Origin of the sequence: Sporosarcina oncorhynchi (assembly GCF_033304615.1) — a bacterium.
GTDB lineage: Bacteria > Bacillota > Bacilli > Bacillales_A > Planococcaceae > Sporosarcina > Sporosarcina oncorhynchi.
Genome location: NZ_CP129118.1, coordinates 60926 through 86344 on the forward strand (window position 1 = coordinate 60926; position 25419 = coordinate 86344).

The window sequence follows — 25419 nt, forward strand, 5'->3', positions numbered from 1 at the left end:
AATTTGTGAGGAGCGAAACGGATATGTATATTGATACACATATGCACTTGAATGCAGAGCAATATGAAGAGGACGCCCAGGAAGTTATTGAGCGTGCCCTCGCAGCAGGTGTCTCAACAATGATTGTTGTTGGATTTGATACGAACACTATAAATAAGGCAATGGAACTGGCGGAACGCTACCCATTCATCTATGCAGTCATTGGCTGGCATCCAGTGGATGCAATCGATTGTACGGAAGAAGACCTCAAATGGATAGAATCACTCGCAGCGCACCCGAAAGTAGTGGGGATCGGTGAGACGGGCCTAGACTATCATTGGGACAAATCTCCGAAAGATGTCCAGCAGAAATTGTTCAGGAAACAAATACGCTTGGCTCAGAAAGTCAATCTGCCAATCATCATCCATAACCGAGATGCTACAGCCGATGTTGTACAAATTCTAAAAGAAGAAAGTGCCGAAAAAACCGGTGGCATCATGCATTGTTACGGCGGCAGCGTGGAAACCGCGAACGAATGCATCGCTATGAACTTCATGATTTCGCTAGGGGGTCCAGTAACTTTCAAGAATGCCAAAATGCCTAAGAAAGTTGCGAAAGAAATTTCGCTGGATTATTTATTGATTGAAACAGATTCGCCTTATTTAGCACCACATCCTCATCGCGGTAAAAGGAATGAGCCCGCTCTTGTTACATTAGTAGCTGAAGAAATAGCTTTGTTAAAAGGAATACAGGTTGAAGAAGTGGCAAAAAGGACAACAGAAAACGCCTTGAAAATTTTCCGTATTCCGGAGAGTACATAAGGAAGTCCTGCTGGAATTTCAATGACGTATCACTTCAATGATGAAAAAGAATAAATAACGTAAGTGTTGACACGTGGAATTGAACCTACTATAATCAGCCAAGTGATGAAGGAGGAGTTTTTTCATGTCAAAAAGCACCATGGAAAATCTGTTCTTTAGGTCATTGAGGAGTAAGCAAATAGGGTTGACGGCTTTAGCATTCGCACTATTTGTTTCAATCATTTCACTAGTCCTTTATGAGGGCAATAAGAAGTTGGTCACTCTAGAAGTGAACAATGAAAAAAATGAATTAAAAACATCAGCACATACAGTTGGGCAACTTTTATCCGATCAGGAAATCGAAGTTGCCGAGCACGATTTAGTAACACCCTCAGTGAACACACCTATCGAAGAAGGTTTATCGGTTAGGTGGGAACAGGCAAAACAAGTAGAGATTCAGGTTGGGCAAGAAACGTTGGACGTTTGGACTACGGAACGCAATGTAGGCAAAATTTTGGCTGCAGCGGACATTACACTTCAAGAACATGATGAAGTGACGCCTGAACTGGATTCGGATCTTGAGCAAGACCAAAGCATTACCGTTCAACAGGCCTTTCAATTAACACTGATCGACGGTGGAAAGGAACAACAGTCTTGGTCCACTTCGACTACGGTCGCTGACTTTTTAAAGAGAGAGAACATTCAACTGAATGAACACGACAAACTGAATCGAAAAGCTGACGGATTCGTCAAGCCAGGATCTATCGTTGAAGTCGTGCGGGTGGAAAAGGTCACCGATGTAGTGGAAGAACCGACAAACTTCGCAGTTGTTACAAAGAACGATGCCAAGTTGTTAAAAGGACATGAGAAAGTTGTCCAAGAAGGCAAGAAAGGTTCAGTACAACGTGAGTTTGAAATTGTAAAAGAGAATGGTAAAGAAGTGTCTCGAACGTTACTAAGCGAAAAAGTCATTGAGGAACCACAGAAGAAAATTGTTTCTGTCGGTTCAAAAGTTATGGTAGCAAGTGCAACGACAAGCAAGAAAAGTGTAGCCCTATCACGTGGGGATTCAGCTGCGCCTACTGGCGGAAAAGAGTTCTATGTTACAGCTACAGCTTATACAGCACACTGTAATGGGTGTTCCGGGATTACCGCGACAGGCATCAATCTGCGCGCAAATCCCCAATTGAAAGTCATTGCAGTCGATCCAAGTGTCATTCCGTTAGGATCGAAAGTATGGGTGGAAGGATATGGCTATGCAATTGCAGGAGATACAGGCGGAGCTATCAAAGGCATGAAGATTGATCTTCATGTGCCGACGAAGTCAGCGGCTTACCAATTCGGCAGACGACAAGTCAAATTGAAAGTCATCGACTGATCCGATAAATCATATAGCCCACTTTAGAAGCAACATTACCGTAAGGCTTAACGGCCTTACGGTTTTTTTACTGCCTTCATCTGAAGAGGGACGACTGTACAACAACGTCCATTCGACGTAAAATTGAAGGCAACTGAATTCCACGATTATGAAATGAGGGTTACTGTGAATATAAAAGAAATCATCGTTGTCGAAGGGAAGTCGGATACGACCGCCATCAAGCGGGCAACCGGTGCGGATACGATTGAAACGAACGGCTCCGCGATCGATGGAGCAACATTGAAACGAATCCGTCTAGCCCAGGATACGCGTGGGGTCATCGTATTCACAGATCCCGATTATCCTGGCAGAAGAATAAGAGCGATTATCGAAGAGCAGATTCCAGAAGTGAAACATGCGTTTCTGCATAAGTCCAAAACAATTGCAAAAAATGGACAAGGGCTAGGGATTGAACATGCAAGTGATGAAGATATCAGGCTTGCGCTTAAGGCGGTCTATTCAACGAATGGTGGAGATGCAGAAGACATTCCCTTAGCTTTCCTGTTGGAACAGAGGCTTATCGGGCATCCTGAAGCCAAAAAGCGACGGGACCGCCTCAGTGAACATTTACAGATTGGGCAAGTGAATGGAAAAGGGTTGAAAAAAAGACTTGAGATGTTCCGGATTGGCAACGCACGTCTACTGGAAGCATTAATGGTGCTGCAAGAGGAGGATGACAATGAATAAAGATATAGCAACACCTATACGAACGAAAGAAATTCTACAGAAACACGGGTTTTCTTTTAAAAAGAGTTTAGGACAGAACTTTCTAATCGACCCGAATATTCTTCGTAACATTGTAGGGCACGCAGAAGTGACGGATCAGACAGGTGTCATCGAAATCGGTCCGGGAATTGGGGCTCTGACAGAGCATCTTGCCAGATCGGCAAAAAAAGTCGTGGCTTTTGAAATTGATGGCCGTCTGCTACCAGTACTGGAAGATACACTGTCACCATATGACAATATAGAGATTATCAATCAAGACATTTTGGAAGCAGATCTGAACAAAGTGATCGAAGAGCAGTTCGAAGGTTATGACGATATTGTCGTCGTTGCCAATCTACCCTATTATGTAACGACTCCGATTATCATGAAATTCCTTCTTGGGAAAGTCCCTATACGGGCAATGGTGATTATGATGCAGAAGGAAGTGGCAGACCGTATTACGGCATCTCCGAGTACGAAAGCGTATGGATCATTATCGATTGCGGTGCAATATTATATGGATGCCGAAGTATCAATGATTGTGCCGAGAACTGTTTTTGTTCCGCAACCGAACGTTGAATCAGCGGTGTTGAAGTTAACGAAGAAAGAAGAGGCACCTGTACAAGTCATTGATGAGGACTTCTTGTTCCGAGTGGCGAGAGGCTCTTTCGTGCAACGCAGAAAGACGTTACTGAATAATCTACAGACATCATTGAAAGATGGAAAAGCGAAGAAACAGGAAATCTTACAAGCATTCAAGGTTGCAGAAATGGATCCTGGAAGACGCGGAGAAACGTTGTCGATAGAAGAATTTGGAAGATTGGCGAATGCTTTATATCCTGAATTCAAAAATTGATGGCGAAACAAAGACAGTAAAACTAATAAAGTTATCAAATTTCGTAAAAAAAGAATTGACAACCAATACACCTAACTGTTAAAATTCTCATTTTAATTGACAGAACTTTTTAAAAGTGCTATACTGGTATGTAGTGAGGTGTAAGCGACATGCCAAAAACATTAGCGGACATTAAGAAGTCATTGGATGACCATCTAGGGAAACGTTTGCACTTAAGAGCAAACGGCGGCCGTAAGAAGACAATTGAGCGTGCTGGTGTCCTACGGGAGACGTATCGTGCGGTTTTTGTTGTTGAACTGGACCAGGACGAAAATGCTTTTGAGAGGGTATCTTACAGCTACGCAGATATTTTGACCGAAGCGGTTGAGATAACTGTATTAGATGATGGAGACGCAACCGCGTTCATCGTCAAATAACTGTTACAGCAATCATGTATTGTTTTTATTGAAAACACCTACGTACTTCATTCCTTAAGGGGAATGGAGCGCATAGGTGTTTTTTGTAGTTATCTGCCCATACTATCCACGTCAGTTAACATGGAGGAGGAAAACCCAATGGCTAGAAGACGGAGTATAATGTCTGAGCACTTGAAAGTGGAAATTGCCAAGGAGCTAGGATTTTACGATGTTGTAAAGCAAGAAGGTTGGGGCGGCATTAAATCACGGGATGCAGGAAATATGGTGAAGCATGCAATCCAGATGGCTGAACGTGGAGTAGCGGAAAAAAGATATGAACGCTGAGGTCGACTTTTATCCGAATTCTGACTGACTAGATTTGGGCCGCAAGGATGTCATATTGACATCTTTGCGGTCCATTTCCATTTATTGCGAGTGGAAGAATAGATTTCGAAGCGCAATCTTATCCCCCTATGGTAAAATAGGGAACAATGAGAACGTGGAATAGGAGGGGGCTGGATGTTATATGAAAAAGCACCTGCAAAGATTAATCTGACACTCGATGTCTTACATAAACGTGAAGATGGCTTTCATGAAGTAGAAATGATTATGACGACAGTGGATCTTGCGGATCGTGTCTGGTTAAGGCCTACGACGGATGGGAAAATCATCATTAAAGTTTCAGAACGTTTTGTGCCAAATGACCGGAAAAACCTTGCCTATCAGGCGGCAGACATGCTTAGACGGATGTATTCAATTCGTGACGGAGTCGAAATTACGCTTGATAAAAGAATACCTGTCGCTGCTGGACTTGCTGGCGGCAGTTCAGACGCTGCGGCAACATTGCGTGGGTTGAATCGGTTATGGGAACTCGGTCTTAGTGCGGAAAAACTGGCTGCTATTGGTGCGAAAATTGGTTCGGACGTATCTTTTTGTGTACATGGCGGAACGGCGCTTGCGACAGGAAGAGGAGAAAAGATTGAGCATCTTCCTGCCCCGCCGAATTGTTGGGTAATCTTGGCCAAACCTGCGATTTCCGTTTCCACAGCGGATATATACCGGAATCTGGATGTAGCGAACGTGCAACACCCAAACACTGCAGGAATGTTGGAAGCACTTGAAACAGGCGACTACGAAAAAATGTGTGCATCCCTTGGCAACGTGCTTGAACCGATTACGATGAATATTCATCCGCAAGTCATCGATCTAAAAGAAAAGATGGAGCGCTTCGGTGCTGACGCGGTCTTGATGAGCGGCAGCGGACCGACGGTATTCGGTTTTGTCAGACAGGAAGCACGGGTATCGCGAATTTATAACGGATTAAAAGGCTTTTGTAAAGAAGTTCACGCAGTTAGGATGACTGGGGAACGGTTTCTTCTTGATTAAACACGTATATTCATGATACTCTACGAATAAAATATTCGGATTTAGGGGTTGTTGTTTTATGAAGTGGAAAAGGAGTGAACGACTTGTCGACATGACACGTCATCTGTTGGACAATCCACACTCGCTCATACCGCTGACTTTCTTTTCCGAACGTCATCAGGCGGCAAAGTCTTCCATCAGTGAAGATTTGGCGATTATTAAAGAAACTTTCGAAGAGAGTGGAACTGGCAGACTTGTCACTGTTTCCGGTGCAGCCGGAGGGGTCAAGTACATACCTGAAGTTACGGAAACGGAAGTCCGCGAAGTGATGGCACTTATGAAAGAAAGTCTTGGACGTTCGGATAGGCTGTTACCTGGTGGTTATTTATACATGACGGATTTTCTCGGCAATCCTAAAATCATGGATCGAGTCGGAAAGGTTTTTGCTTCCGCATTTGCGGATACCAATATCGATGTGATCATGACTGTCGCGACAAAGGGAATTCCTATTGCAAATGCAATTGCACGCCATTTAAACGTGCCTGTCGTCATCGTCCGCAGGGACAGTAAAGTGACGGAGGGATCGACTGTCAGCATTAATTACGTATCCGGATCAACACGCAGGATTCAGACAATGGTATTATCAAAAAGAAGTATGAAAAGTGGCCAGCGGGTATTAATCACGGATGACTTCATGAAAGCCGGTGGCACGATGGCAGGCATGAAGAATCTCTTGGAGGAGTTCGATTGTGAACTTGCCGGGACAGCCGTCCTTGTTGAGGCTGAACATACGGAGGAAGTCCTTGTCGATGATTATCTATCGTTGGTTAAGCTCCGTGCAATGAACGAGAAAGATCGAACCATCGAGCTTGAAGAAGGCAATTACTTTATGAAGGGTGGAACTACACAATGAATTATGTAGCAACTAAAAACGCACCACAAGCAATCGGACCTTACGCACAAGCAGTGAAAGCAAACGGATTCGTCTATACTTCCGGACAACTGCCGATGACAACAAATGGCTTGCTTGTTGAAGGAACGATCGAAGAGCAGACGAACCAAGTATTCGCAAACTTGAAAGCGGTTCTTGAAGAAGCAGGTTCTTCACTTGAACAAGTTGTCAAAGCTACGGTCTTCATTAAAGATATGAATGAGTTTGCAGCATTGAATGATGTGTACGCTCAACATTTCGGATCACATACACCTGCACGTTCTACTGTGGAAGTGGCTAGACTGCCAAAAGACGCAAGTGTGGAAATCGAAGTAATTGCACTTGTAGCAGAATAACAGTGATTATGACCCGCTCAGTTCTGAACGGGTTTTTTACATTCAAAAGCGAAATGCGGATTGACTAAAATCACCGCGTTTAATGGTGACGTCGGTATCGTACAACTGAATCAATCCGAACGCCTACCATTTGGGACGTGGCAAAAGACCGGTTATATAAATGTGAATTAAGTGTTTTTTGGGTTTATTAAAAATAATTTCTGAAAATAAAAGGGAAATGCTTACTTTTGTAGAATATTAAGTTGGTGGGTAACTTCTTATAAACAAAAGGGAGTGGGAGAGAATGGAAGTAACAGATGTTCGATTGAGGAAAGTTGATACAGAAGGCAGAATGAGAGCCATCGCTTCAATTACCTTAGATGACGAATTCGTCGTACATGATATCCGTGTTATTGAGGGGAATGAAGGATTATTTGTGGCAATGCCAAGCAAGCGGACACCTGAAGGGGAATTTCGTGATGTGGCGCATCCCATCAATACTTCAGCACGGCTAAAAGTACAAGAAGCTGTATTAACTGCTTATCATACGACAGAAGAAAAAAGAGTATTGGAAGAGGCTGGTGCATAAGATCTCTTCTTTATCCTCACAATAAAAACACAGGACCGGATTTGCAAGATAAATCATCGTCCTGTGTTTCTTCATGTCATTTTCCCCATTCTATCCATATTGGAGCTCACCCGGAAAAATAAAACAACAATATTAAAAGAATCATGCCGTGTTGTCAAGGGGGTATAGTTGAAATTACTAGTATTTTCAGCTATAGTGAGTAATGAAATTATGGATGGGGGCCAGCACATGACGAATACATACGCCGTCGTCCTTGCTGCAGGACAAGGAACGAGGATGAAGTCCGATTTATATAAAGTATTGCATCCTGTTTGTGGGAAACCGATGGTCGAACATGTTGTCGACCATATTCGTGGAATCGGTGCCGACAAGATTGTGACAATCGTGGGACATGGTGCTGAAATGGTGGAAGAGACGCTTGGCATCCATTGCGCTTATGCCTTGCAAGAGGAACAGTTGGGTACTGCACATGCCGTACAACAGGCTGAAAAAGAGCTTGCTGGCCTCGAAGGCGTCACGCTCGTCGTTTGTGGCGATACACCACTCATCAAGTCCGAAACGATGCAAGCATTGATTAAGCACCATGTAGAGACGAAAGCGAAAGCGACGATCCTTACTGCCCATGCAGATGATCCTACAGGATATGGACGCATTATACGGGACGTGGAAGGCAATGTTCTTCGCAACATTGAACACAAAGATGCTACGCCTGAAGAGCAGAAAGTGACGGAAATCAATACCGGTACATATTGCTTTGATAATCGTGCGTTATTTGACACGCTGAAAAAAGTGAAGAATGACAATGCACAAGGCGAATACTATCTACCTGATGTTATCGGTATCCTTAAAGAGGAGAATGAACTGATTTCCGCTTATGTCACAGATGATTTCAGTGAAACGATCGGCATTAATGATCGTGTCATCTTAGCAGAAGCGGAAAAAGTGATGCGTCATCGAATTGCTGAGAAGCATATGCGTAACGGCGTTACAATCATCGATCCAAGCAACAGCTACATTAGTGTGGATGCTGAAATTGGACGTGATACAGTCATTCAACCCGGTACGATGATTGAAGGCAAGACAATCATTGGAGAAAAATGTGTAATCGGACCGAATTCACAAATTGTCAATAGTGTAATTGGCAATCATACAACCGTCCATTCGTCAGTCGTACTGGACAGCACGCTTGGTTCAAGTACAACAGTAGGCCCGTTCGCACATATCCGTCCGGATTCTAATCTAAGCGACAATGTTAAAATCGGCAATTTTGTCGAAGTCAAAAAGTCCAAGTTAGGTGAAGGAAGCAAAGTTTCACATCTTAGCTATATCGGAGATGCGGAAGTAGGAACTGATGTCAATATTGGCTGCGGCACAATCACGGTGAACTATGACGGTAAGAACAAGTACAAAACGACCGTCGGCAATAATGCATTTGTCGGTTGTAATTCAAATCTGGTGGCACCGGTTACAGTCGGTAATGGCGCATATGTAGCGGCTGGATCGACGATAACAAAAGATGTCCCAGAAAATTCACTTGCAATTGGGCGTGCGCGCCAGGAGAATAAAGAAGGATACGTAACGAAATTAAATCTTAACTAACCAGGGGGACCATGATGGCTAATCATTATCCTAATGACAAACTAAAAATATTCTCATTAAATTCAAATCAATCACTTGCACAAGAAGTGGCGGACGAAATCGGACGCCCACTAGGTAAGTGCTCTGTCAAACGCTTCAGCGACGGAGAAATTCAGATCAACATCGAAGAAAGTATCCGAGGCTGTGATGTATTTGTCATCCAGTCCACCTCCAACCCAGTCAATGACAACCTGATGGAGTTACTCATCATGATTGATGCATTGATGCGGGCATCAGCTCGTACAATCAATGTTGTCATGCCTTATTATGGCTATGCACGCCAAGACCGCAAAGCGCGTTCACGTGAACCGATTACAGCAAAACTGGTAGCAAACTTGCTTGAAAAAGCGGGAGCTGACAGAGTGATCGCTATCGATCTACATGCACCACAAATCCAAGGATTCTTTGATATTCCAATCGACCACTTAGTGGCAGAACCAATCCTCACAGAATACTTCAAAGGAAAAGGCCTAGAAGGAGACGATCTAGTTATCGTATCTCCAGACCATGGCGGCGTGACGAGAGCCCGTAAAATGGCGGATCGCATGAAAGCACCGATTGCAATCATCGATAAACGACGTCCGCGTCCGAACGTTGCTGAAGTAATGAGTATTGTCGGTAATGTAGATGGAAAGACAGCAATACTGATTGATGATATCATTGACACTGCAGGCACGATTACAATCGCAGCGAACGCGATTATCGAAAGTGGCGCAAAAGAAGTGTATGCTTGCTGTACGCATCCCGTGTTGTCCGGACCCGCAATCGAGCGTATCGACAATTCACGCATCAAGGAATTGATCATTACGAACTCTATCGAATTGCCGGATAATAAAAAATCCCCAAAAATCAAACAATTATCGATCGCCAAGCTTCTTGGTGAAGCCGTAATTCGTGTGTTTGAAAAGAAATCTGTCAGCACACTGTTTGATTGAGCAAGCAAGTTAGTTTAGCATTGTCTGTTTAAGGGTAATTCAGAAGAATAGAATAAACTTATTTCAAGAAGGGTGACTAAACAAATGAGCACAGCTATTAAATCGAAATCAAGAGATGTAAAGACAAGATCAGCACTATCAGCACTAAGAAACGAAGGATACATTCCTTCTGTTGTTTATGGATATAAAACTGAATCAACACCAATCGCAGTGAGCGAACGTGATTTATTGTTCACATTGCGCGAAACAGGACGTAATGGTGTCATCAAGCTTGACGTCGATGGCAAAGAATTGAACGTTGTCCTAAACGATTATCAGGCAGATGCACTTAAAGGCGATATCCGCCACGCAGACTTCCTGGCGATTAATATGACAGAAGAACTTGAAGTTGAAGTTACTGTGAATCTTGTCGGCGAATCTAAAGGTGAAAAAGAAGGCGGGACTGTCCAACAGCCAAACTTTGAAGTTCTTATCAAAGTGAAACCTTCTGATATTCCGGAAGCATTTGACGTCGATGTATCTAATCTTGAAATCGGTGACTCGATCACAGTCGGAGACATCAGAGAGAAGTCCAAGTTTGAAATCTTGAATGATGACAATCATAGCCTTGTACTTATTTCCGCACCACGTACTGAAGCGGAAATGGATGAGCTTGATAGCGATTCAGGTACAACTGATGCAGAACCTGAAGTTATCGGCGAAGACGATAAAGAATAATATTTTATAATGAGGAGCGCACGTTTTCATCCGTGCGCCCTTTTTATCATTGTACTAGGTAAAGGAAGAGACGCTCATGAAAATGATAATCGGACTCGGTAATCCGGGTAAACAATATGAAAGTACACGTCATAACGTAGGATTCCATGTTATCGATGAACTAGCTGATCGCATGAATGCGCCTGCTGGGCAGATGAAGTTTAATGGTGCCTATACGGTCATCCATCGCCCTGAGGGGAAAGTGATGCTTGTTAAGCCGTTAACGTATATGAACCTGTCAGGCGAATGCGTCGGACCTCTCATGGATTACTTTGACGTAAATCTTGAAGATATTGTCGTACTCTACGATGATCTTGATCTCGCTCCTGGAAAGCTTCGTCTTCGTCAAAAAGGAAGCGCTGGTGGGCATAACGGCATGAAATCATTAATCGCTCATCTTGGTTCAGATACATTCAATCGTATTCGAATTGGTGTTGGCCGTCCGATAAACGGTATGAAAGTATCGGATTATGTATTATCCAACTTCACACAAGATGAACAGCCGCTGTTAGAGGACATGGTGAAGAAAAGTGCTTCAGCATGTATCGATTGGTTGGATCGTCCGTTTTTGGACGTCATGAACAACTATAATGGCTCGTGAGGAATAATCGATTGTCCAATTGCCTATACTTTGTTAAAAAGGGCAGATGATAGTTGATGAATATTCGTTACTCATGCAGGCATTGCAAAACAGAAGTTGGATCCATCCCTTTCGGATCTGCGGGCGAGATTATTCAAGAGTTGCAGCAAGCCGAGAAGGAAGATCAGCATGAACACTTTTTAGAGTATAACGAGGATGGCTCTTTGACAGTGAGATGCATTTGCGAGCAGTGCGAACAGTCGTTGATGATGTTCCCTGACTACTATGCACTGAAGAAATGGTTGCAATAAGCTTTTTGCTTTGGCGTTTCACGGCGCACAAAGCTTTTTTCACTTCAATTTATTTACGACAAAGCGAGGAAAATAATCATTGGATGCCCTCATAGATCTACTTTTACAAGAAAAAGAGATTCATAACGTTATTGATGACTTGCAAGCGGGACAGGACCGTCAATTGCTCACTGGGCTTTCAGGCGGGGCAAAAGCTGTCTTTTTTAAGGCTGTCCAACAATCAACTGAGCAGCCGATTCTAATTGTCACTGCGAACATGTTGCAAGCCCAACGTACATACGAAGATCTCGTGAAGATGCTTGACGAGTCACTCGTTCACTTATATCCGGCAGAGGAATTAATCGCTGCCGATTTTTCTGTGTCCAGTTTTGATTTGCGTTCCAGTCGGATCGATACGCTCGATCATATGGCGCGTGTTGGAAAAGGGATTTACATCACCCCTGTCGCCGGCATGAAGAAATTACTCCCTTCAAAAGAACGATGGCTGAACAATTATTTATCGACGAAGCTCGATGACAGCATTGATGTGGAGCAATGGGTGCTGAAACTTGTGCAGATGGGCTATACGAGGCAGGAAATGGTTACAGCACCCGGAGACTTCGCACTTCGTGGCGGCATTTTGGACATCTATCCATTGACGACAGAACATCCGTTTAGAATCGAGCTGTTCGATACAGATGTCGATTCGATCCGCATGTTTTCTGCAGAAGATCAGCGCTCTAGAGATAAGCTGGACGAAGTAACAATATTACCGGTTACAGAGCATGCCTGGACGGCTTCAGATTTAACGCATATTGCAGGGAATGTGGAAGAAGCATTACGCTCCAGTTTGAAGCGATTGAAAAAAGAAGATGTCAAAGAGAACCTGACACAAAATATCACGCGGGACATCGATCTCATGAAAGACGGTATTGTTCCTGAAGGTATGATGAAATACATGTCTTTCGCGGAGCAAGTCCCCGCTTATTTAGGCGATTATTTCTCTGAGAACGGACTTGTTTTATTCGATGAAATCGGTCGGATTGTGGAAGTCTCTTCAACGCTTGAACATGAAGAAAAGGAATGGTTCCTCACGCTTCTTGAAGAAGGTAAAATCGTCCATGATGCAAAAATCTCTTTTTCGTTTGATGAAATGCATAAAATGCTTGAGCAGCGAAAAGCGTATTTAGCCTTATTCGTTAGAACCGTTCCTGGCATCGTCCTGAAAAAGACCGTCGCCTTCTCCTGCAAGCCGATGCAGGAATTCCATGGGCAGATGAACTTGCTGGCGAACGAAATGGAACGATGGAAACAAGGGAAGTTCAATGTCTTCATCGTTGCAGACGGCAAGGAGCGGATGAAGGAAGTCCAATCCATTCTGCAAGATTACGAGATGACCGCAACTGTTAATGGGAAGCCATCCAGTGAAGGGGTAATTTCCATCGTTGAAGGCGATTTGTCCGCAGGATTCGAACTGCCATTCCAGCGTCTCGCCGTCATTACAGATGCTGAGCTGTTCAAAGTGAAAGCGAAGCGCAAAGCACGTCCGCAAAAGATGACCAATGCCGAGCGCATTAAAAGCTATTCGGAAATTAAACCGGGCGATAATATCGTTCACGTCCATCACGGAATCGGGAAGTATTATGGCGTTGTTACGCTTGAAGTGGGTGGCGTCCATAAAGATTACCTCGACATCCGCTATCGCGGGGAGGATAAGCTGTTCGTCCCTGCAGATCAGATCGACCTCATCCAAAAATACGTCGCTTCCGGTGAAAAGGAACCGAAACTGCATAAGCTCGGCGGTGCGGAATGGAAGAAGACGAAGAGTAAAGTGTCGTCAGCCGTCAAAGATATTGCAGATGATCTCATTAAGCTATACGCCCAGCGCGAAGCGGAAAAAGGATTTGCATTTTCTGAAGACGATGATCTCATGCATTCCTTTGAAAATGCCTTTCCGTACGATGAAACAGATGACCAGCTGCGCTCTATTGCGGAAGTGAAACGTGATATGGAACGCGAAAGGCCGATGGACCGCTTACTTTGCGGCGATGTCGGATACGGCAAAACGGAAGTGGCCATCCGTTCTGCGTTCAAAGCCGTTGGAGATGGTAAACAAGTGGCCTTCCTCGTGCCGACGACTATATTGGCGCAGCAGCATTATGAAACGATGAAGGAACGATTCTCCGGCTTCCCGGTGGAAGTTTCTCTACTGAACCGCTTTCGTACGAAAAAAGAACAGACCGAAACATTGAAAGGGTTGAAGGCGGGAACGATTGATGTGGTCGTTGGGACGCATAGGCTTCTTTCAAAAGACGTCGTCTATAAAGATTTGGGTCTGTTGATTGTTGATGAAGAGCAACGTTTTGGTGTGACTCATAAAGAGAAATTAAAACAACTGAAAACAAATGTGGATGTCCTCACATTGACGGCAACGCCAATTCCGAGAACGCTCCATATGTCAATGCTTGGCGTCCGGGATTTATCCGTCATCGAAACACCGCCAGCGAACCGCTTCCCCGTTCAGACATATGTCATGGAACATAACTTCGGACTTGTCCGTGAAGCGATTGAGCGCGAAATGGCGCGTGGCGGACAAACATTCTATCTGTATAACCGAGTCGAGGATATGATGCGGAAAGTCGATGAGATTAAACAACTCGTTCCTGAAGCACGTGTCGCTTTTGCGCACGGACAGATGGGTGAATCGGCACTTGAATCGGTTATATTAAGCTTCCTTGAAGGAGAATATGATGTGCTCGTCACAACGACAATCATTGAAACGGGCATCGACATACCGAACGTCAACACGCTTATCGTACATGACGCGGATCGCATGGGCTTATCACAGCTGTATCAGCTCCGCGGACGTGTTGGCCGATCCAACCGTGTAGCGTATAGTTACTTCCTTTATCAGCGGGATAAAGTGCTGACGGAAGTGGCGGAAAACCGTTTGCAAGCCATCAAGGAATTTACGGAGCTCGGATCAGGCTTCAAAATTGCTATGCGTGATTTATCAATCCGGGGTGCAGGTAACTTGCTAGGCTCGCAGCAACACGGCTTCATCGACTCTGTCGGTTTTGACTTGTATTCACAAATGTTGCAGGAAGCGATTGAAGAGAAACAGACGGGCATCGTCAAAGCGGATATCCCGGATGTAGAAATTTCATTGCCGATCAATGCGTATTTACCGGATACGTATATTAAAGATGGTTTCCAGAAGATTCAAATGTATAAGCGGGTCAAAGCGATTGAAAACGAAGAGGATTATTCCGAACTCGTCGACGAGATGGTGGACCGCTTCGGCGACCTGCCGCTCGAAGCTGATCTGCTGTTGCGTGTCGGAAGAATGAAAGCCTGGGGTCATATGGCGGGCGTCGAATCCATTAAAAAACAACGCTCAATTATTGAAATTCGACTATCGCAAGAAGGTACCGCCAAGACAGACGGAGCCAAAGTCGTATCGGATTCGATGAACTTCGGCCGTGCTGTCGGCTTCACGATGGAAGACGGAAAACTGATGATTACAGTAGATGAACGCCATATCGGCAAACTAACGGAATTCGATGTACTGGAAGAGATGATGCGGATTTTGCAAGCATCTGTAAAGACCCTAACAGGAAGTAATTCCGACTAAAGGTTCTGTTGCATAAAATGTCCAAACATGATGCATACTATATTCGAACGGAAAACGGTATTCAATTTTCGGGAAAGTGAGGCATCATGCATGAAAGCAACAGGAATCGTGCGCAGAATTGATGATTTAGGCAGGGTGGTCATTCCAAAAGAAATTAGGAGGACTCTCCGTATCCGTGAAGGAGATCCGCTTGAAATCTTCACCGACAGGGATGGAGAGGTAATTCTTAAAAAGTACTCCCCTATTTCCGAGCTTGGTCAATTCGCGAGAGAATACGCAGAAACATTATACGAGACACTTGGAACACCAGCCCTCATCAGCGATAGAGATGAAATGATTGCCGTATCAGGGTTATCGAAAAAAGATTATTTGAATCGACAACTGGCTCCGGATGTAGAAGAAATCTTAGCAGGACGTACAATCGTCACGGAAAAACTGGAAAAAACAGTGGAATGGGTACCCGGTCAAACCGAGCAAGTGAAGTCCTACTGCATCGCTCCAATCGTAGCAGGCGGAGACACAATCGGCGCCGTCTATTTACTATCGAAAGTCCACTTTATCGGAGAAGCCGAACAAAAAGCAGCCGAAACCGCTGCACATTTCTTGGCGAAACAGATGGAACAATGAAAAACAGCCCACCCGCACCGGAAGAAATTCGGTGCGGGTGGGCTGTTTAAAAGCGACCCTCCTGCGGGAAAAACGTCATCCGATGACCCCGGATAGGAAGCCGTTCTGAAGATTTTCGTACTTATTGGACAGCGCTTTTATCTATTTACTTTAAAACGTCTTGATTCACCTGTATCTCTGCTGTATATTTTTCATGCAAATCGGCTTTATATTGATCGGGCGTGTATTCATCATTTAACACGCCATCAGAATTGGTGATATCGTAATGATGGATTCATTCGATTATACCGCTGTCGTTGAAATCGCCAAGCTACACGAAGATGAACTAATGCACATGAATAATTAGATGATACCAAGAAATCAAATTGTTGCGGTCAAACAAGCCAATTCTAATAGAGAAAACAACTAACGTTTTTGAATGATAAAAAAGAGAACAGCCAATTTTATATGGCTGTTCTCTTTTTAATTGATATATTTGACATTAATGATCCACATAGTTATGGTAAAAGAGAGTTTATTCCAAAAAACAGGAAGTGTTTAAAGATGAAATTCAAATTATTGGGGTTCGCCGGAATATCGCTTCTAGTTTCAACTGTCATTGTAAAAGATATTGTTTTTTCAAAAGAAAATATAACAAAAAGTGATTCAGAACCATATGTAAACATTAATTATCAGGACAATTCCGCTAAAAGTTCAGACGAAAATATGCATATTGATGTGTATGATGAAAATGATTTGTTGATATATTCCTATAGTGATTCACAAATAGAGAGAATGGTTACTGCGATATCGGAAAACTTAGACCCTAATGCTACTTCCGTAAAATACTATGATCTCATCGAGGAGTCGGACCAATCCTACAATTTCTTACTTACAACATTTAGTGAACATATAACAATTGGAAAAAATAAGGTCTTTAATAAGCCTAAATCTCTAACGATAAAAACGGATTTAAATATTGAATCCATGACTATTTTGTTGGAGTCTTCTGGACATAAAGTGGGATCTGTTAAAATTGGAAATATTAGTGGGGATATTTTAATACCTCTAGAAAAATTAGTTGCCAAGGAAGCTGGGTACACTATTAAATTAGTAAATAATACTAAAGGGGACAGAGTCTTATTGCTGAGTGGTTCTGTAAAAAAAGAATAATTGAATATAGAATTCAGAATAATAACTCGCATTCTTTTTTTGGTAGTGTATGATAATAATTGTTACGCGTAGCATATATTGTAAAGGTGATGTGTAAAATTAAGAAATTATTGGCAGCTTTATTTGTTACAATGTTTTCAGCAGTATTACTATCTTCAGTTGGTTATGCGCAGGAAAGTATCCCAGAAGAAGATAAACCGTCCATTAACGTCTATGATGGCGAAGGGAATTTATTGAAGAGCTATAATGAATTTGAAATGTAACAATTTTATGTAAATGATTCGTCGCTAAATTTGGATTCACCAGAATTATTGATTCATCCATTTGCAATTCCATTTGCAAAAACGTACAGTTTCCCTGCTGATTTTTATAATAATATATGGGTAAAAGATAGAGATTCATTCTACGATATTAAATCGATACACTTAACTCCTACAGGGAGAGTTGTTAAAAAAATGTTTGTCGGGCTCTATTCTGGCGGAACTCAAATGAGAGTGGTAGTAGTTGAAAACTTAAATCAAAGCATAAATTACCCGTTAGTATATTCTGGCTCAAATACAAAATACACTAGTGTTCATCTATCTAACGGTGATCCAGGTCTGCAACTAATTTCAATAAATGGTACGATTTACTACGATGTGCAGTGAACATCGGATGTTAAGAGGGTAATCCAATTCCTTATTCCAATATAAAAAATGTTTTTGGAATCTATTCTACTGTTATACTAAAAAGGAAATGCTATTATTGGCAATAGCCATGGATGTATAGCGAGTACACAGTAGTGGATAGTGAACCAAATCATATCACTAATTTCAATGAATAATAATTATCCAACTCTCTGACTATTTATTTTTCAGAGAGTTTTTTTGCGCCCAGCATGGCCAAATATCTACTTTTTTTGCCATCCAATCAATCTGGCTCAAAGTCCATTTTGCGTCTTCAAAAACGGAAAAGGTCCCAGCAAAAAGCAGCAAAAACCGCAGCACATTCCTCGTAAAATAGATAGAATAATGAAAAACAGCCTGCACAAACCAGGTAGAACTGGTGCGTGTGGGCTGTTTCATTTTCTATTCAGCGGGCAATATGGACATTTTTCGGTATTCGGCAATTCCTTATACAAGCAACAAGTTGTCCTTTTGTAATTTGCCATGGCTTCAAGGATAGGCTCGTTCTGTAAAAATTGCTTGAAGGGTGAGCGTCTCAGTTGAGGTTTCCATGTTTCATCATGTAACAAAATCACCAAATCATCTGGGGCGGCTGTGTTATTTTCTTGGAACAACATTGAATACATCCAAATGACATAGCCCCAAATGTTCTCCCAAAGAATCAGTTTTGAAATATGCGCACGTTTGCTCATATAGTCTACGATAGGATGTCCATACTGTTCAAGAAGGAAGCGGATATCGCTCTCCCGATCTTGGACGATTCTGAATGAGTGAGAGGGGATGGAAAATGATATGTTCCCTTCACTGGTCACTAATGAAATATCCTCCAGTTTACCCGTCCATAGCAAGTCGAATTTGCTTAGCATATGCAATTGTGCGGCTATGAAGAAGCCGTACTTTCGCATATAAATGGAAGCCGCCACAGCATCTGTAGGGGCATCCAATTCGGTATGGATCATCTTGAATAATTCCGTACTACCTGTATTGGTTAAGGTTTTTTGTAAACTGATGGACTCGTTTGGTCGGTCGTTGACGAATACACTGAAACGTTCCAATCCGGCAAGCTGTTCAGCATTCAACTCAGGCACCTGTATTGCTCCTAACTTGTTGCACGATGCAGCGACCACGCCCATAAGGTACGCAATGCGGTGTTCCGAAAAGGGGATCTGTCGACACTTGGCACTCCATTCCGAATACAGAACGGACAAGGTCGCAAGTGATGATCTCCTCGGGTCTACCTTGCGCATAAACGCCGCCATCTTTAATGGCGACAATATTGTGGGCATACCGGGAAGCCAGATTCAAATCGTGCAGTACCATGACGATGGTGCGGTTCTTTTGCTCATTTAATTCGAACAGTAAATCCAAAATTTCGATTTGATGCGTCATGTCGAGATACGTTGTCGGTTCGTCCAATAAAATGACATCAGTATCTTGGGCAAGCGTCATTGCAATCCAAGCCCGTTGACGTTGACCACCCGATAATGTATCGATGGCCTGGTCTCGCAAATCGCTGATCTTCGTTGCTTCCATAGCCGCCTCGACCTTCTTCGTATCTTCTTCCGTCCAACGGGAAAGCCACGATTGGTGAGGGTAGCGACCTTGCTTCACGAGATCGTGGACCGTCAACCCTTCAGGTGACACAGGCCCTTGAGGAAGGATGCCCATCTTTTTAGCGACACTCCGGGAAGACATCGAGTGGATATCTTTCCCTTCTAGCAAGACGGATCCATCAGACGGCTTTAATAATCGTGCAATTGAGCGAAGCAACGTGGACTTTCCGCAACCATTACTACCAACAAATACAGTGATTTCGCCTTTAGGGATGGACAAGTTCAAATTCTCGAATAGCAGGTGGTCTTGATAGCCGATCGACAGGTTTTTCGTATTTATCATAGGGTGCATGCAAATGCCTCCGTTTCATTCATTATCCAAAGGAATGATAGCGTTCAATACTACATAGCATACCATATCTGCGACTAATTGAGAATGATAATCAATAATTTGTGAAAATACTTTACAAACACCATGCCAACAGATTACACTACTAATTGATAATAATTATCAGTTCGGAGGAAAAATACATGAATAAATCTATGAAAACGTTATTGGTAGTGGCACTTAGTGCGATACTATTGGTTGGCTGTTCTTCGAAGAAAAACGATGATAAAGATGCGGTTGGCGAAAAGCCTGAAAGCAGTGTAACAATCACCGGAGCAAATGGTGAAGTGACACTTGATAAGCCTGCCAAGAAAATTGTTGTCCTTGAATGGACATATGCGGAAGATTTACTTGCTCTTGGCATGCAACCGGCAGGAATGGCGGATATTCAGGAATATCATAATTGGGTGAATATCGATGCTGAATTGAGTGATGATGTCGCTGATGTCGGCGGGCGTCAAGAACCGAATTTAGAAGAGATTGCTGCACTTGAACCTGATTTGATCATCGGTGTAAGCTTCCGTCACGATGCGATGATAAAAGATTTGGAGAAAATTGCTCCGACGGTCATCTTCAATCCATATCCTGAGGATGAATCGATTGATTTGTATCAAGAGATGACGACTACTTTCAATGAAATTGCAAAAGCTATAGATAAGACAGATGAAGCGGAAAAAGTGTTGGCGCATTTGGATGAGAAGTATGAGGAAGCAAAAGCGGAAATCGATAAAGCTGATCTGAAAACAAAAGATTTCATCTTGACGCTTGCTTATTCTGGTCCTCAAGCACCAGAAATCCGTGTATTTACACCGAATTCAATGGCATCCCAAATTCTTGAGAAAATTGGTTTGAAAAACGTTCATGTACCGGACCAGTTCGAAGTTTTCGGTTCGAGTACGTTCAACGTTGAAGGGTTGACGAAATACGAAGATGCCAACTATCTATTCACTGTTCAGGATGAAGACAATGTGTATGAGAAGCAATTGAAAGACAATGCAGTGTGGAAAAATTTGAACTTCGTTACAGAAAATCGACTATTTGACCTGGGTGGCGACACTTGGTTATATGGAGGCCCGCTTTCAGCCGAAACAATGCTCAATCGAATAGTCGATACGATGGTCAATAAATAATGGCTAGAAGTACGACAGGGAAAAGATCGTTGTCCGTTGGGATTAGCGGTCTTTTCCTGTTAGTCATTTTATCTTTCATCCATTTAACGCAGGGTCAGGCGGATTATACAGTTTCACAATTAGTGAAAGAAGTATGGGTGGAGGGTCGTATTCAGGATATCGTGCTCTCTCTACGTCTTCCACGGTTAGTAATCGGAATTTTAGCGGGAGGCGCACTCGCTGTTGCGGGAGCTGCATTACAGACGTTGACAAATAACCCGCTGGCGTCAGCGAGCACACTTGGCATCAATGCCGGGGCCTATTTCTTTGTAGTTGCTTCGATGATCTTTTTTCCATCAATCCTCGGTGACTTTCCTTTTCTGGTCGCATTAGCAGGGGCAGTGCTGTCGTCCGTTCTAGTCGTGACACTTGCGGGCAAACAGATGGAACCCGTCCGTGTCGCGTTAACAGGAATGATCATCTCGTTATTGTTCGCTTCCATGACGGGTTCGTTGCAACTGTTATTTGAAAATCAGACGAACGGCCTCTTCTTATGGGGATCTGGCACACTTGTACAATTGAACTGGAATGGGGTGTCGTTTGCAGGTCCAATGATCATTATTCTTTTCATTTTCACGTTAGGACTCGCAAAACCAATGGACATTCTTTCGTTAGGTGAGGACGTTGCATCCTCGTTGGGACAAAATGTGCGGGTCATCAAGCTGTTGGCATGGGCTGCAGCCATTCTTCTTGCAGCAACAACTGTAAGTGTCGTCGGTCCGATCGGATTCATCGGATTGATGGCACCTCATATTGTGCGCATGCTCGGTATCCGTGGACATCTGCAAATTTTCCTTCAATCATTCCTCTGGGGAAGTGTCATGCTAATCGGAGCGGATGTACTAGGCCGGCTGATCCAACCTGGACAGGAAGTGCCAGTCGGAGCGATGACTGCTTTGGTCGGTGGACCTTGGCTATTGTATTTGGCTTGGAGGACTGCGAAAACACATAGCAGAGGTGACCGTCAAATGGGCGGTACGCTGAAGCCGGTGAAATTGCCGATCGTTGTCGCAATCGTAACGGTATTGATTGTTGGTGTCTTGACGCTGGCTTTATCGTATAACGGTTCTGTATGGTCAATGGACTGGATGAAACCGGTTATTTGGAACTTCCGTGTGCCGCGGGTGCTGACAGCTTTCATTGTTGGAGTCATGCTTGCACTTGCGGGGGTTTTATTGCAAGGCGTCTTACGGAATCCGTTGGCAGACGCCAGTGTGCTAGGCGTGACATCGATGGGTGGCGCCGGTGCAATGCTGTTATTAGTCATGATCCCTTCTATTCCTGTTGAGTATATGCCGCTTGGCGCTGTCGCAGGAGCGGCGATTGCACTAGGCATCATTTTAGTGACATCTTGGAAAAATAACTTCCAACCGATGCTTGTCGCCTTGATGGGTATCGCCATATCGGCATTCGGCTCGGCTGCCACCCAAGTGTTTGTCGTCAAGGCGAAATTGGCGGTTGCCGCTGCACTCGTCTGGTTGTCTGGAAGTACGTATGGCAAGGGCTGGGAAGACGTACAGCTCGCTTTAGTAATGGTCGCTATTCTTATTGGTCCTGCCATCTATTTGACGCGCAGCTTGGATACATTGACGTTCGGTGACGACGTAGCTGCAGGACTCGGTCTGTCTGTCAAATCAACGCGTGTATGGGCATTGGTCGTCGGGGTAGCGATCAGTACGGCAGGGGTTGCGATAGTCGGAACAATTGGGTTCGTCGGACTTGTAGCGCCGCATATCGCTCGTAGACTCGTAGGATTCCGGCATTTACCGCTGCTTACCGTTTCGGGATTGTTGGGCGGTTTGTTGCTCGTCACGGCAGATTTTGTTGGTCGCATACTGATAGCACCAAAAGATATCCCTAGTGGACTTGTTGTAGCGTTGATTGGAACGCCGTATCTATTATATTTATTAAGGAAAATGAAATGAAACAGCCACACGTCCGTTTTATAAACGGGGCGTGTGGCTGTTTTTCTACTAGACAATATACATTAAAGTTTGGCTCAAAAAAGCATGAAAATAGTTTTTGTTGACGTGTAAAAGGCGGATTAGCTCACTATGTTGTATGAGAAGAGTGTAGTTTTTCCCATAAACATCTATACTGTTGATAAGGCGGTGATACGTGTGCTAGCAAATAAGATAAAAGAACAACTCATTGAAAAGGTTAAGCAAGAAGTCAATCCAGCTTTCATTATCCTTTTTGGCTCTGTTGCAAAAGACAAAGTACGCGAAGAGAGTGATATCGATCTTGCTTATTTCAGTAGCAAGCAGCTATCATCTTATGATCGTTTTCTGCTATCCAATGAGCTTGCTTTAATAGGTGAGCGAGAAGTGGATTTAATTGATATTAAAGAAATTGATACGGTTTTCACAATGCAAATTTTTGCACATGGAATTCCTATCTATATTGAGGATGAAAATGAATTCATTCGTCAAAGAATGAGAGCATTTAGCATGTATGCAACTTTAAACGAGCAACGAGCAGCCATCATTAATGACATTAAGGCGAGGGGAAGTGTATTTGGGGATGAATGATGTCATCTTAAACAAAACGACAACGATTGAGCGCTGTCTGAAACGTATTCATGAGGTGTATGAAGGGAATCCTGAAAATTTAACAGACTTTACGAAACAAGATAGTATCGTGTTAAATATACAGCGTGCTTGTGAAGCAAGTATTGACTTGGCTATGCATATAGTGGGCAGGCGTAAATTAGGCGTTCCAAAAACGAGTCGTGAAGCATTTAAGCTTTTACAGGAAGCAGATTTAATTGAAGTGGATCTTGCCAAAACATTAATGAATATGGTTGGCTTCCGCAACATCGCTGTTCATGATTATCAAGCTCTTGAACTTGATATTTTAGAATCCATTCTAAATAAACATGTTGACGATTTCAAACAGTTCACAAAGGTGCTTTTACAGTTGGGAGATCAATGAAAAACGCCTTCACAATAGCGGGGAAATGAAATAAAACAGCCACACGTCCGTCTTGTAAACGGGGCGTGTGGCTGTTTTGTGTTGATGGTATACTATAGAATACCTAGTAAACATCGAAAGAGGCGCAGTTATGTCTACAACGGATTGGAATATGAAAACGTTTATGAAAGGCGCGTCGATCCTGACGATATCGGCCATTATAGTGAAGCTCCTTGCGGCCGTATACCGGATTCCGTTCCAAAATCTTGTGGGCGATAAAGGCTTCTATATTTATCAGCAAGTGTATCCGTTCATTGGCATCTTCATCGTCTGGACATCATATGGCTTTGCGGTGGCGGTGTCGAAGCTGCTTGCGGGAAGTGCGAGTGAGGGCGAATCAAAAGCGGTGAAGAGGATTGCTTTTATATATTTGACGGGATTGTCAGTGTCATTTTTCATCCTGTTAATGGTGTTCGCACCGAATTTTGCGAATGCAATGGGCGACCTGGAACTCGTTTCCCTGCTTCGAGCGGGGGCATATATCGTACTTGTCATGCCGATGCTTGCGGTACTGAAGGGTTCATTCCAATCAGAAGGACGGATGACGCCGGTTGCTGTTTCGAATGTCGGCGAGCAGGCCATTCGGGTAGCGATTATTTTAATCGGGACGTGGATTGCCATCCGTGCCGGTGCCTCGCTTTATACGGCTGGTGAAATGGCAATGTGGGGGGCGGTGATCGGTCAGGCAGCAGGCGTCGTCATCCTTGCCCTCTATTATCGGAATGCATTCAAGGGACCTTCAGTGAAGATTGCTACATGGCGTATTGTGAAGGAATTGACGGTGGTGAGCCTTAGTGTCAGTGCGAGCTCCCTCATTTTGTTGCTGTTCCAGATGGCAGATTCGTTTACCGTCTATAATATCCTTCTAGCTGAAGGATTTATGTCGAACACGGCGATGGAAATGAAAGGTGTCTATGACCGCGGACAACCGCTTGTGCAAATGGGGATTTTAATTGCTTCAACGTTAGCACTAGCGATTGTACCGCTCATTGCGCATCATGCAGCAAAAAGAGAATGGCGAGGTGCAGAACCGTTCATCTCACTCACATTCCGGACGGCGTTTTTATTCGGATGGGCAGCGGCTGTGGGGCTTGCGCTCGTCTTGCCGTATGTGAATGAAATGCTTTTTGAAACGCGGGACGGGTCTGTTACGCTCATCATTTTTTCATTTCAGATTTTTTGGCTGTCGCTTATTTTGCCATTGACAGCGATGTTGCAAGGTGCTGGGAAAGTGAAGATTCCTACGATGTTGCTTATGGTTGGGCTTGCAGTGAAAATTGTGGCGAATCAATTGTTGGTACCGATTTTAGATGTGACAGGAGCTGCCGTTGCAGGGAATATCGGATTTGCAGTGATTGCTTGTGGACTTCTCGTCTACTTCAAAAAAGTGTTACCGGTGAAGTTAGCTCCCGCTCGTTTTTATGGGTGGCTGTTTGTAGCGACAGCGGGAATGGTTGCGGTGATAATTCCGTGGTTGCTATTGGCTGATCAGGTTTTATTCGATCAATTATCGTCACGGATTGGTGCAACAGTGAGCGCGTTGACAGCAGTCGGTTTAGGGGCAGGTGTTTTCCTGTTGATCGTCATGAAATCGCGTATAATGGCTGAAAAGGAATGGTATTTGCTGCCGTTCGGAAAGAGATTAGCACGTGTTCAATTAATGCTTACTAAAAATAGAAGGTGACTA

26 protein-coding genes are annotated in these 25419 nt (G+C 43.6%); 24 read left to right on the forward strand and 2 right to left on the reverse strand.

Features of this window, described 5'->3' with window-relative positions:
- Positions 1-23 precede the first annotated feature (23 nt).
- The 19 genes from QWT69_RS00290 to QWT69_RS00380 all read left to right on the forward strand — a co-directional run bounded on the left by QWT69_RS00290 (position 24) and on the right by QWT69_RS00380 (position 17247).
- The gene (locus QWT69_RS00290; RefSeq protein WP_317967889.1) at positions 24-800 is read left to right on the forward strand and encodes a TatD family hydrolase; all 777 of its coding nucleotides are present in this window, start codon (positions 24-26) and stop codon (positions 798-800) included.
- A 124-nt stretch (positions 801-924) separates the two neighbouring features.
- Entirely contained in the window at positions 925-2157 is a 1233-nt protein-coding gene (locus tag QWT69_RS00295) for a resuscitation-promoting factor (protein WP_317967891.1), read from the forward strand.
- Between the two features lie 165 nt (positions 2158-2322).
- Complete coding sequence (gene rnmV, locus QWT69_RS00300) at positions 2323-2883, forward strand: ribonuclease M5 (RefSeq protein ID WP_317967893.1); 561 nt, start codon at positions 2323-2325, stop codon at positions 2881-2883.
- Positions 2876-3757 (forward strand): 16S rRNA (adenine(1518)-N(6)/adenine(1519)-N(6))-dimethyltransferase RsmA, encoded by an 882-nt coding sequence (rsmA, locus tag QWT69_RS00305; RefSeq protein WP_317967895.1) that lies wholly within the window; start codon positions 2876-2878, stop codon positions 3755-3757. Before rnmV ends, rsmA begins: the two co-directional genes overlap by 8 nt.
- Before the next feature lie 149 nt (positions 3758-3906).
- On the forward strand, positions 3907-4173 hold the full coding sequence (gene veg / locus QWT69_RS00310) for a biofilm formation stimulator Veg (protein ID WP_317967897.1): 267 nt from the start codon (positions 3907-3909) through the stop codon (positions 4171-4173).
- A gap of 138 nt (positions 4174-4311) precedes the next feature.
- On the forward strand, positions 4312-4497 hold the full coding sequence (locus QWT69_RS00315) for a small, acid-soluble spore protein, alpha/beta type (RefSeq protein ID WP_317967899.1): 186 nt from the start codon (positions 4312-4314) through the stop codon (positions 4495-4497).
- Positions 4498-4671: 174 nt separating this feature from the next.
- Complete coding sequence (ispE, locus tag QWT69_RS00320) at positions 4672-5538, forward strand: 4-(cytidine 5'-diphospho)-2-C-methyl-D-erythritol kinase (protein ID WP_317967901.1); 867 nt, start codon at positions 4672-4674, stop codon at positions 5536-5538.
- Positions 5539-5596: 58 nt separating this feature from the next.
- Positions 5597-6430, forward strand: a complete 834-nt coding sequence (purR, locus tag QWT69_RS00325) for a pur operon repressor (RefSeq protein WP_317967903.1) — start codon at positions 5597-5599, stop codon at positions 6428-6430.
- The gene (locus QWT69_RS00330; protein WP_317967905.1) at positions 6427-6804 is read left to right on the forward strand and encodes a RidA family protein; all 378 of its coding nucleotides are present in this window, start codon (positions 6427-6429) and stop codon (positions 6802-6804) included. The genes purR and QWT69_RS00330 overlap by 4 nt, the downstream gene beginning before the upstream one ends.
- Positions 6805-7087: 283 nt before the next feature.
- Positions 7088-7372 (forward strand): septation regulator SpoVG, encoded by a 285-nt coding sequence (spoVG, locus tag QWT69_RS00335; RefSeq protein ID WP_317967907.1) that lies wholly within the window; start codon positions 7088-7090, stop codon positions 7370-7372.
- 228 nt (positions 7373-7600) lie between these two features.
- Entirely contained in the window at positions 7601-8971 is a 1371-nt protein-coding gene (gene glmU, locus QWT69_RS00340; RefSeq protein WP_317970825.1) for a bifunctional UDP-N-acetylglucosamine diphosphorylase/glucosamine-1-phosphate N-acetyltransferase GlmU, read from the forward strand.
- Between the two features lie 14 nt (positions 8972-8985).
- On the forward strand, positions 8986-9945 hold the full coding sequence (locus tag QWT69_RS00345) for a ribose-phosphate diphosphokinase (protein ID WP_317967909.1): 960 nt from the start codon (positions 8986-8988) through the stop codon (positions 9943-9945).
- 84 nt (positions 9946-10029) lie between these two features.
- Positions 10030-10662 (forward strand): 50S ribosomal protein L25/general stress protein Ctc, encoded by a 633-nt coding sequence (locus QWT69_RS00350; protein ID WP_317967911.1) that lies wholly within the window; start codon positions 10030-10032, stop codon positions 10660-10662.
- A 76-nt stretch (positions 10663-10738) separates the two neighbouring features.
- Positions 10739-11302, forward strand: coding sequence for an aminoacyl-tRNA hydrolase (pth, locus tag QWT69_RS00355; protein ID WP_317967913.1), 564 nt, complete (start codon positions 10739-10741; stop codon positions 11300-11302).
- Between the two features lie 56 nt (positions 11303-11358).
- Positions 11359-11592 carry an anti-sigma-F factor Fin gene (locus QWT69_RS00360; protein WP_317967915.1) on the forward strand — a complete coding sequence of 78 codons (234 nt, stop codon included), beginning with the start codon at positions 11359-11361 and terminating at the stop codon, positions 11590-11592.
- Positions 11593-11671: 79 nt separating this feature from the next.
- Positions 11672-15205 (forward strand): transcription-repair coupling factor, encoded by a 3534-nt coding sequence (gene mfd, locus QWT69_RS00365; protein WP_317967917.1) that lies wholly within the window; start codon positions 11672-11674, stop codon positions 15203-15205.
- Positions 15206-15295: 90 nt separating this feature from the next.
- Positions 15296-15832, forward strand: coding sequence for a stage V sporulation protein T (spoVT, locus tag QWT69_RS00370; protein WP_317967919.1), 537 nt, complete (start codon positions 15296-15298; stop codon positions 15830-15832).
- Positions 15833-16246: 414 nt separating this feature from the next.
- Positions 16247-16984 carry a hypothetical protein gene (locus QWT69_RS00375; RefSeq protein ID WP_317967921.1) on the forward strand — a complete coding sequence of 246 codons (738 nt, stop codon included), beginning with the start codon at positions 16247-16249 and terminating at the stop codon, positions 16982-16984.
- Between the two features lie 89 nt (positions 16985-17073).
- The gene (locus QWT69_RS00380) at positions 17074-17247 is read left to right on the forward strand and encodes a hypothetical protein (RefSeq protein ID WP_317967923.1); all 174 of its coding nucleotides are present in this window, start codon (positions 17074-17076) and stop codon (positions 17245-17247) included.
- Positions 17248-18044: 797 nt separating this feature from the next.
- Here QWT69_RS00380 and QWT69_RS00385 read toward each other — a convergent pair.
- Positions 18045-18737: a hypothetical protein gene (locus QWT69_RS00385; protein ID WP_317967925.1), complete on the reverse strand. Its 693-nt coding sequence runs from the start codon at positions 18735-18737 to the stop codon at positions 18045-18047.
- A complete protein-coding gene (locus QWT69_RS00390) occupies positions 18730-19554 on the reverse strand; it encodes an ABC transporter ATP-binding protein (protein WP_317967927.1) in 825 nt (274 codons plus the stop codon). The genes QWT69_RS00385 and QWT69_RS00390 overlap by 8 nt, the downstream gene beginning before the upstream one ends.
- Positions 19555-19733: 179 nt before the next feature.
- Here QWT69_RS00390 and QWT69_RS00395 point away from each other — a divergent pair, with 179 nt between their 5' ends.
- The 5 genes from QWT69_RS00395 to QWT69_RS00415 all read left to right on the forward strand — a co-directional run bounded on the left by QWT69_RS00395 (position 19734) and on the right by QWT69_RS00415 (position 25416).
- Positions 19734-20720 carry an ABC transporter substrate-binding protein gene (locus QWT69_RS00395; RefSeq protein WP_317967929.1) on the forward strand — a complete coding sequence of 329 codons (987 nt, stop codon included), beginning with the start codon at positions 19734-19736 and terminating at the stop codon, positions 20718-20720.
- Entirely contained in the window at positions 20720-22684 is a 1965-nt protein-coding gene (locus QWT69_RS00400) for an iron ABC transporter permease (protein WP_317967931.1), read from the forward strand. Before QWT69_RS00395 ends, QWT69_RS00400 begins: the two co-directional genes overlap by 1 nt.
- A 195-nt stretch (positions 22685-22879) precedes the next feature.
- Entirely contained in the window at positions 22880-23290 is a 411-nt protein-coding gene (gene mntA, locus QWT69_RS00405) for a type VII toxin-antitoxin system MntA family adenylyltransferase antitoxin (protein WP_317967933.1), read from the forward strand.
- The gene (hepT, locus tag QWT69_RS00410) at positions 23283-23693 is read left to right on the forward strand and encodes a type VII toxin-antitoxin system HepT family RNase toxin (protein ID WP_317970827.1); all 411 of its coding nucleotides are present in this window, start codon (positions 23283-23285) and stop codon (positions 23691-23693) included. Before mntA ends, hepT begins: the two co-directional genes overlap by 8 nt.
- Before the next feature lie 130 nt (positions 23694-23823).
- Positions 23824-25416 carry a putative polysaccharide biosynthesis protein gene (locus QWT69_RS00415; protein WP_317967935.1) on the forward strand — a complete coding sequence of 531 codons (1593 nt, stop codon included), beginning with the start codon at positions 23824-23826 and terminating at the stop codon, positions 25414-25416.
- Positions 25417-25419 lie beyond the last annotated feature (3 nt).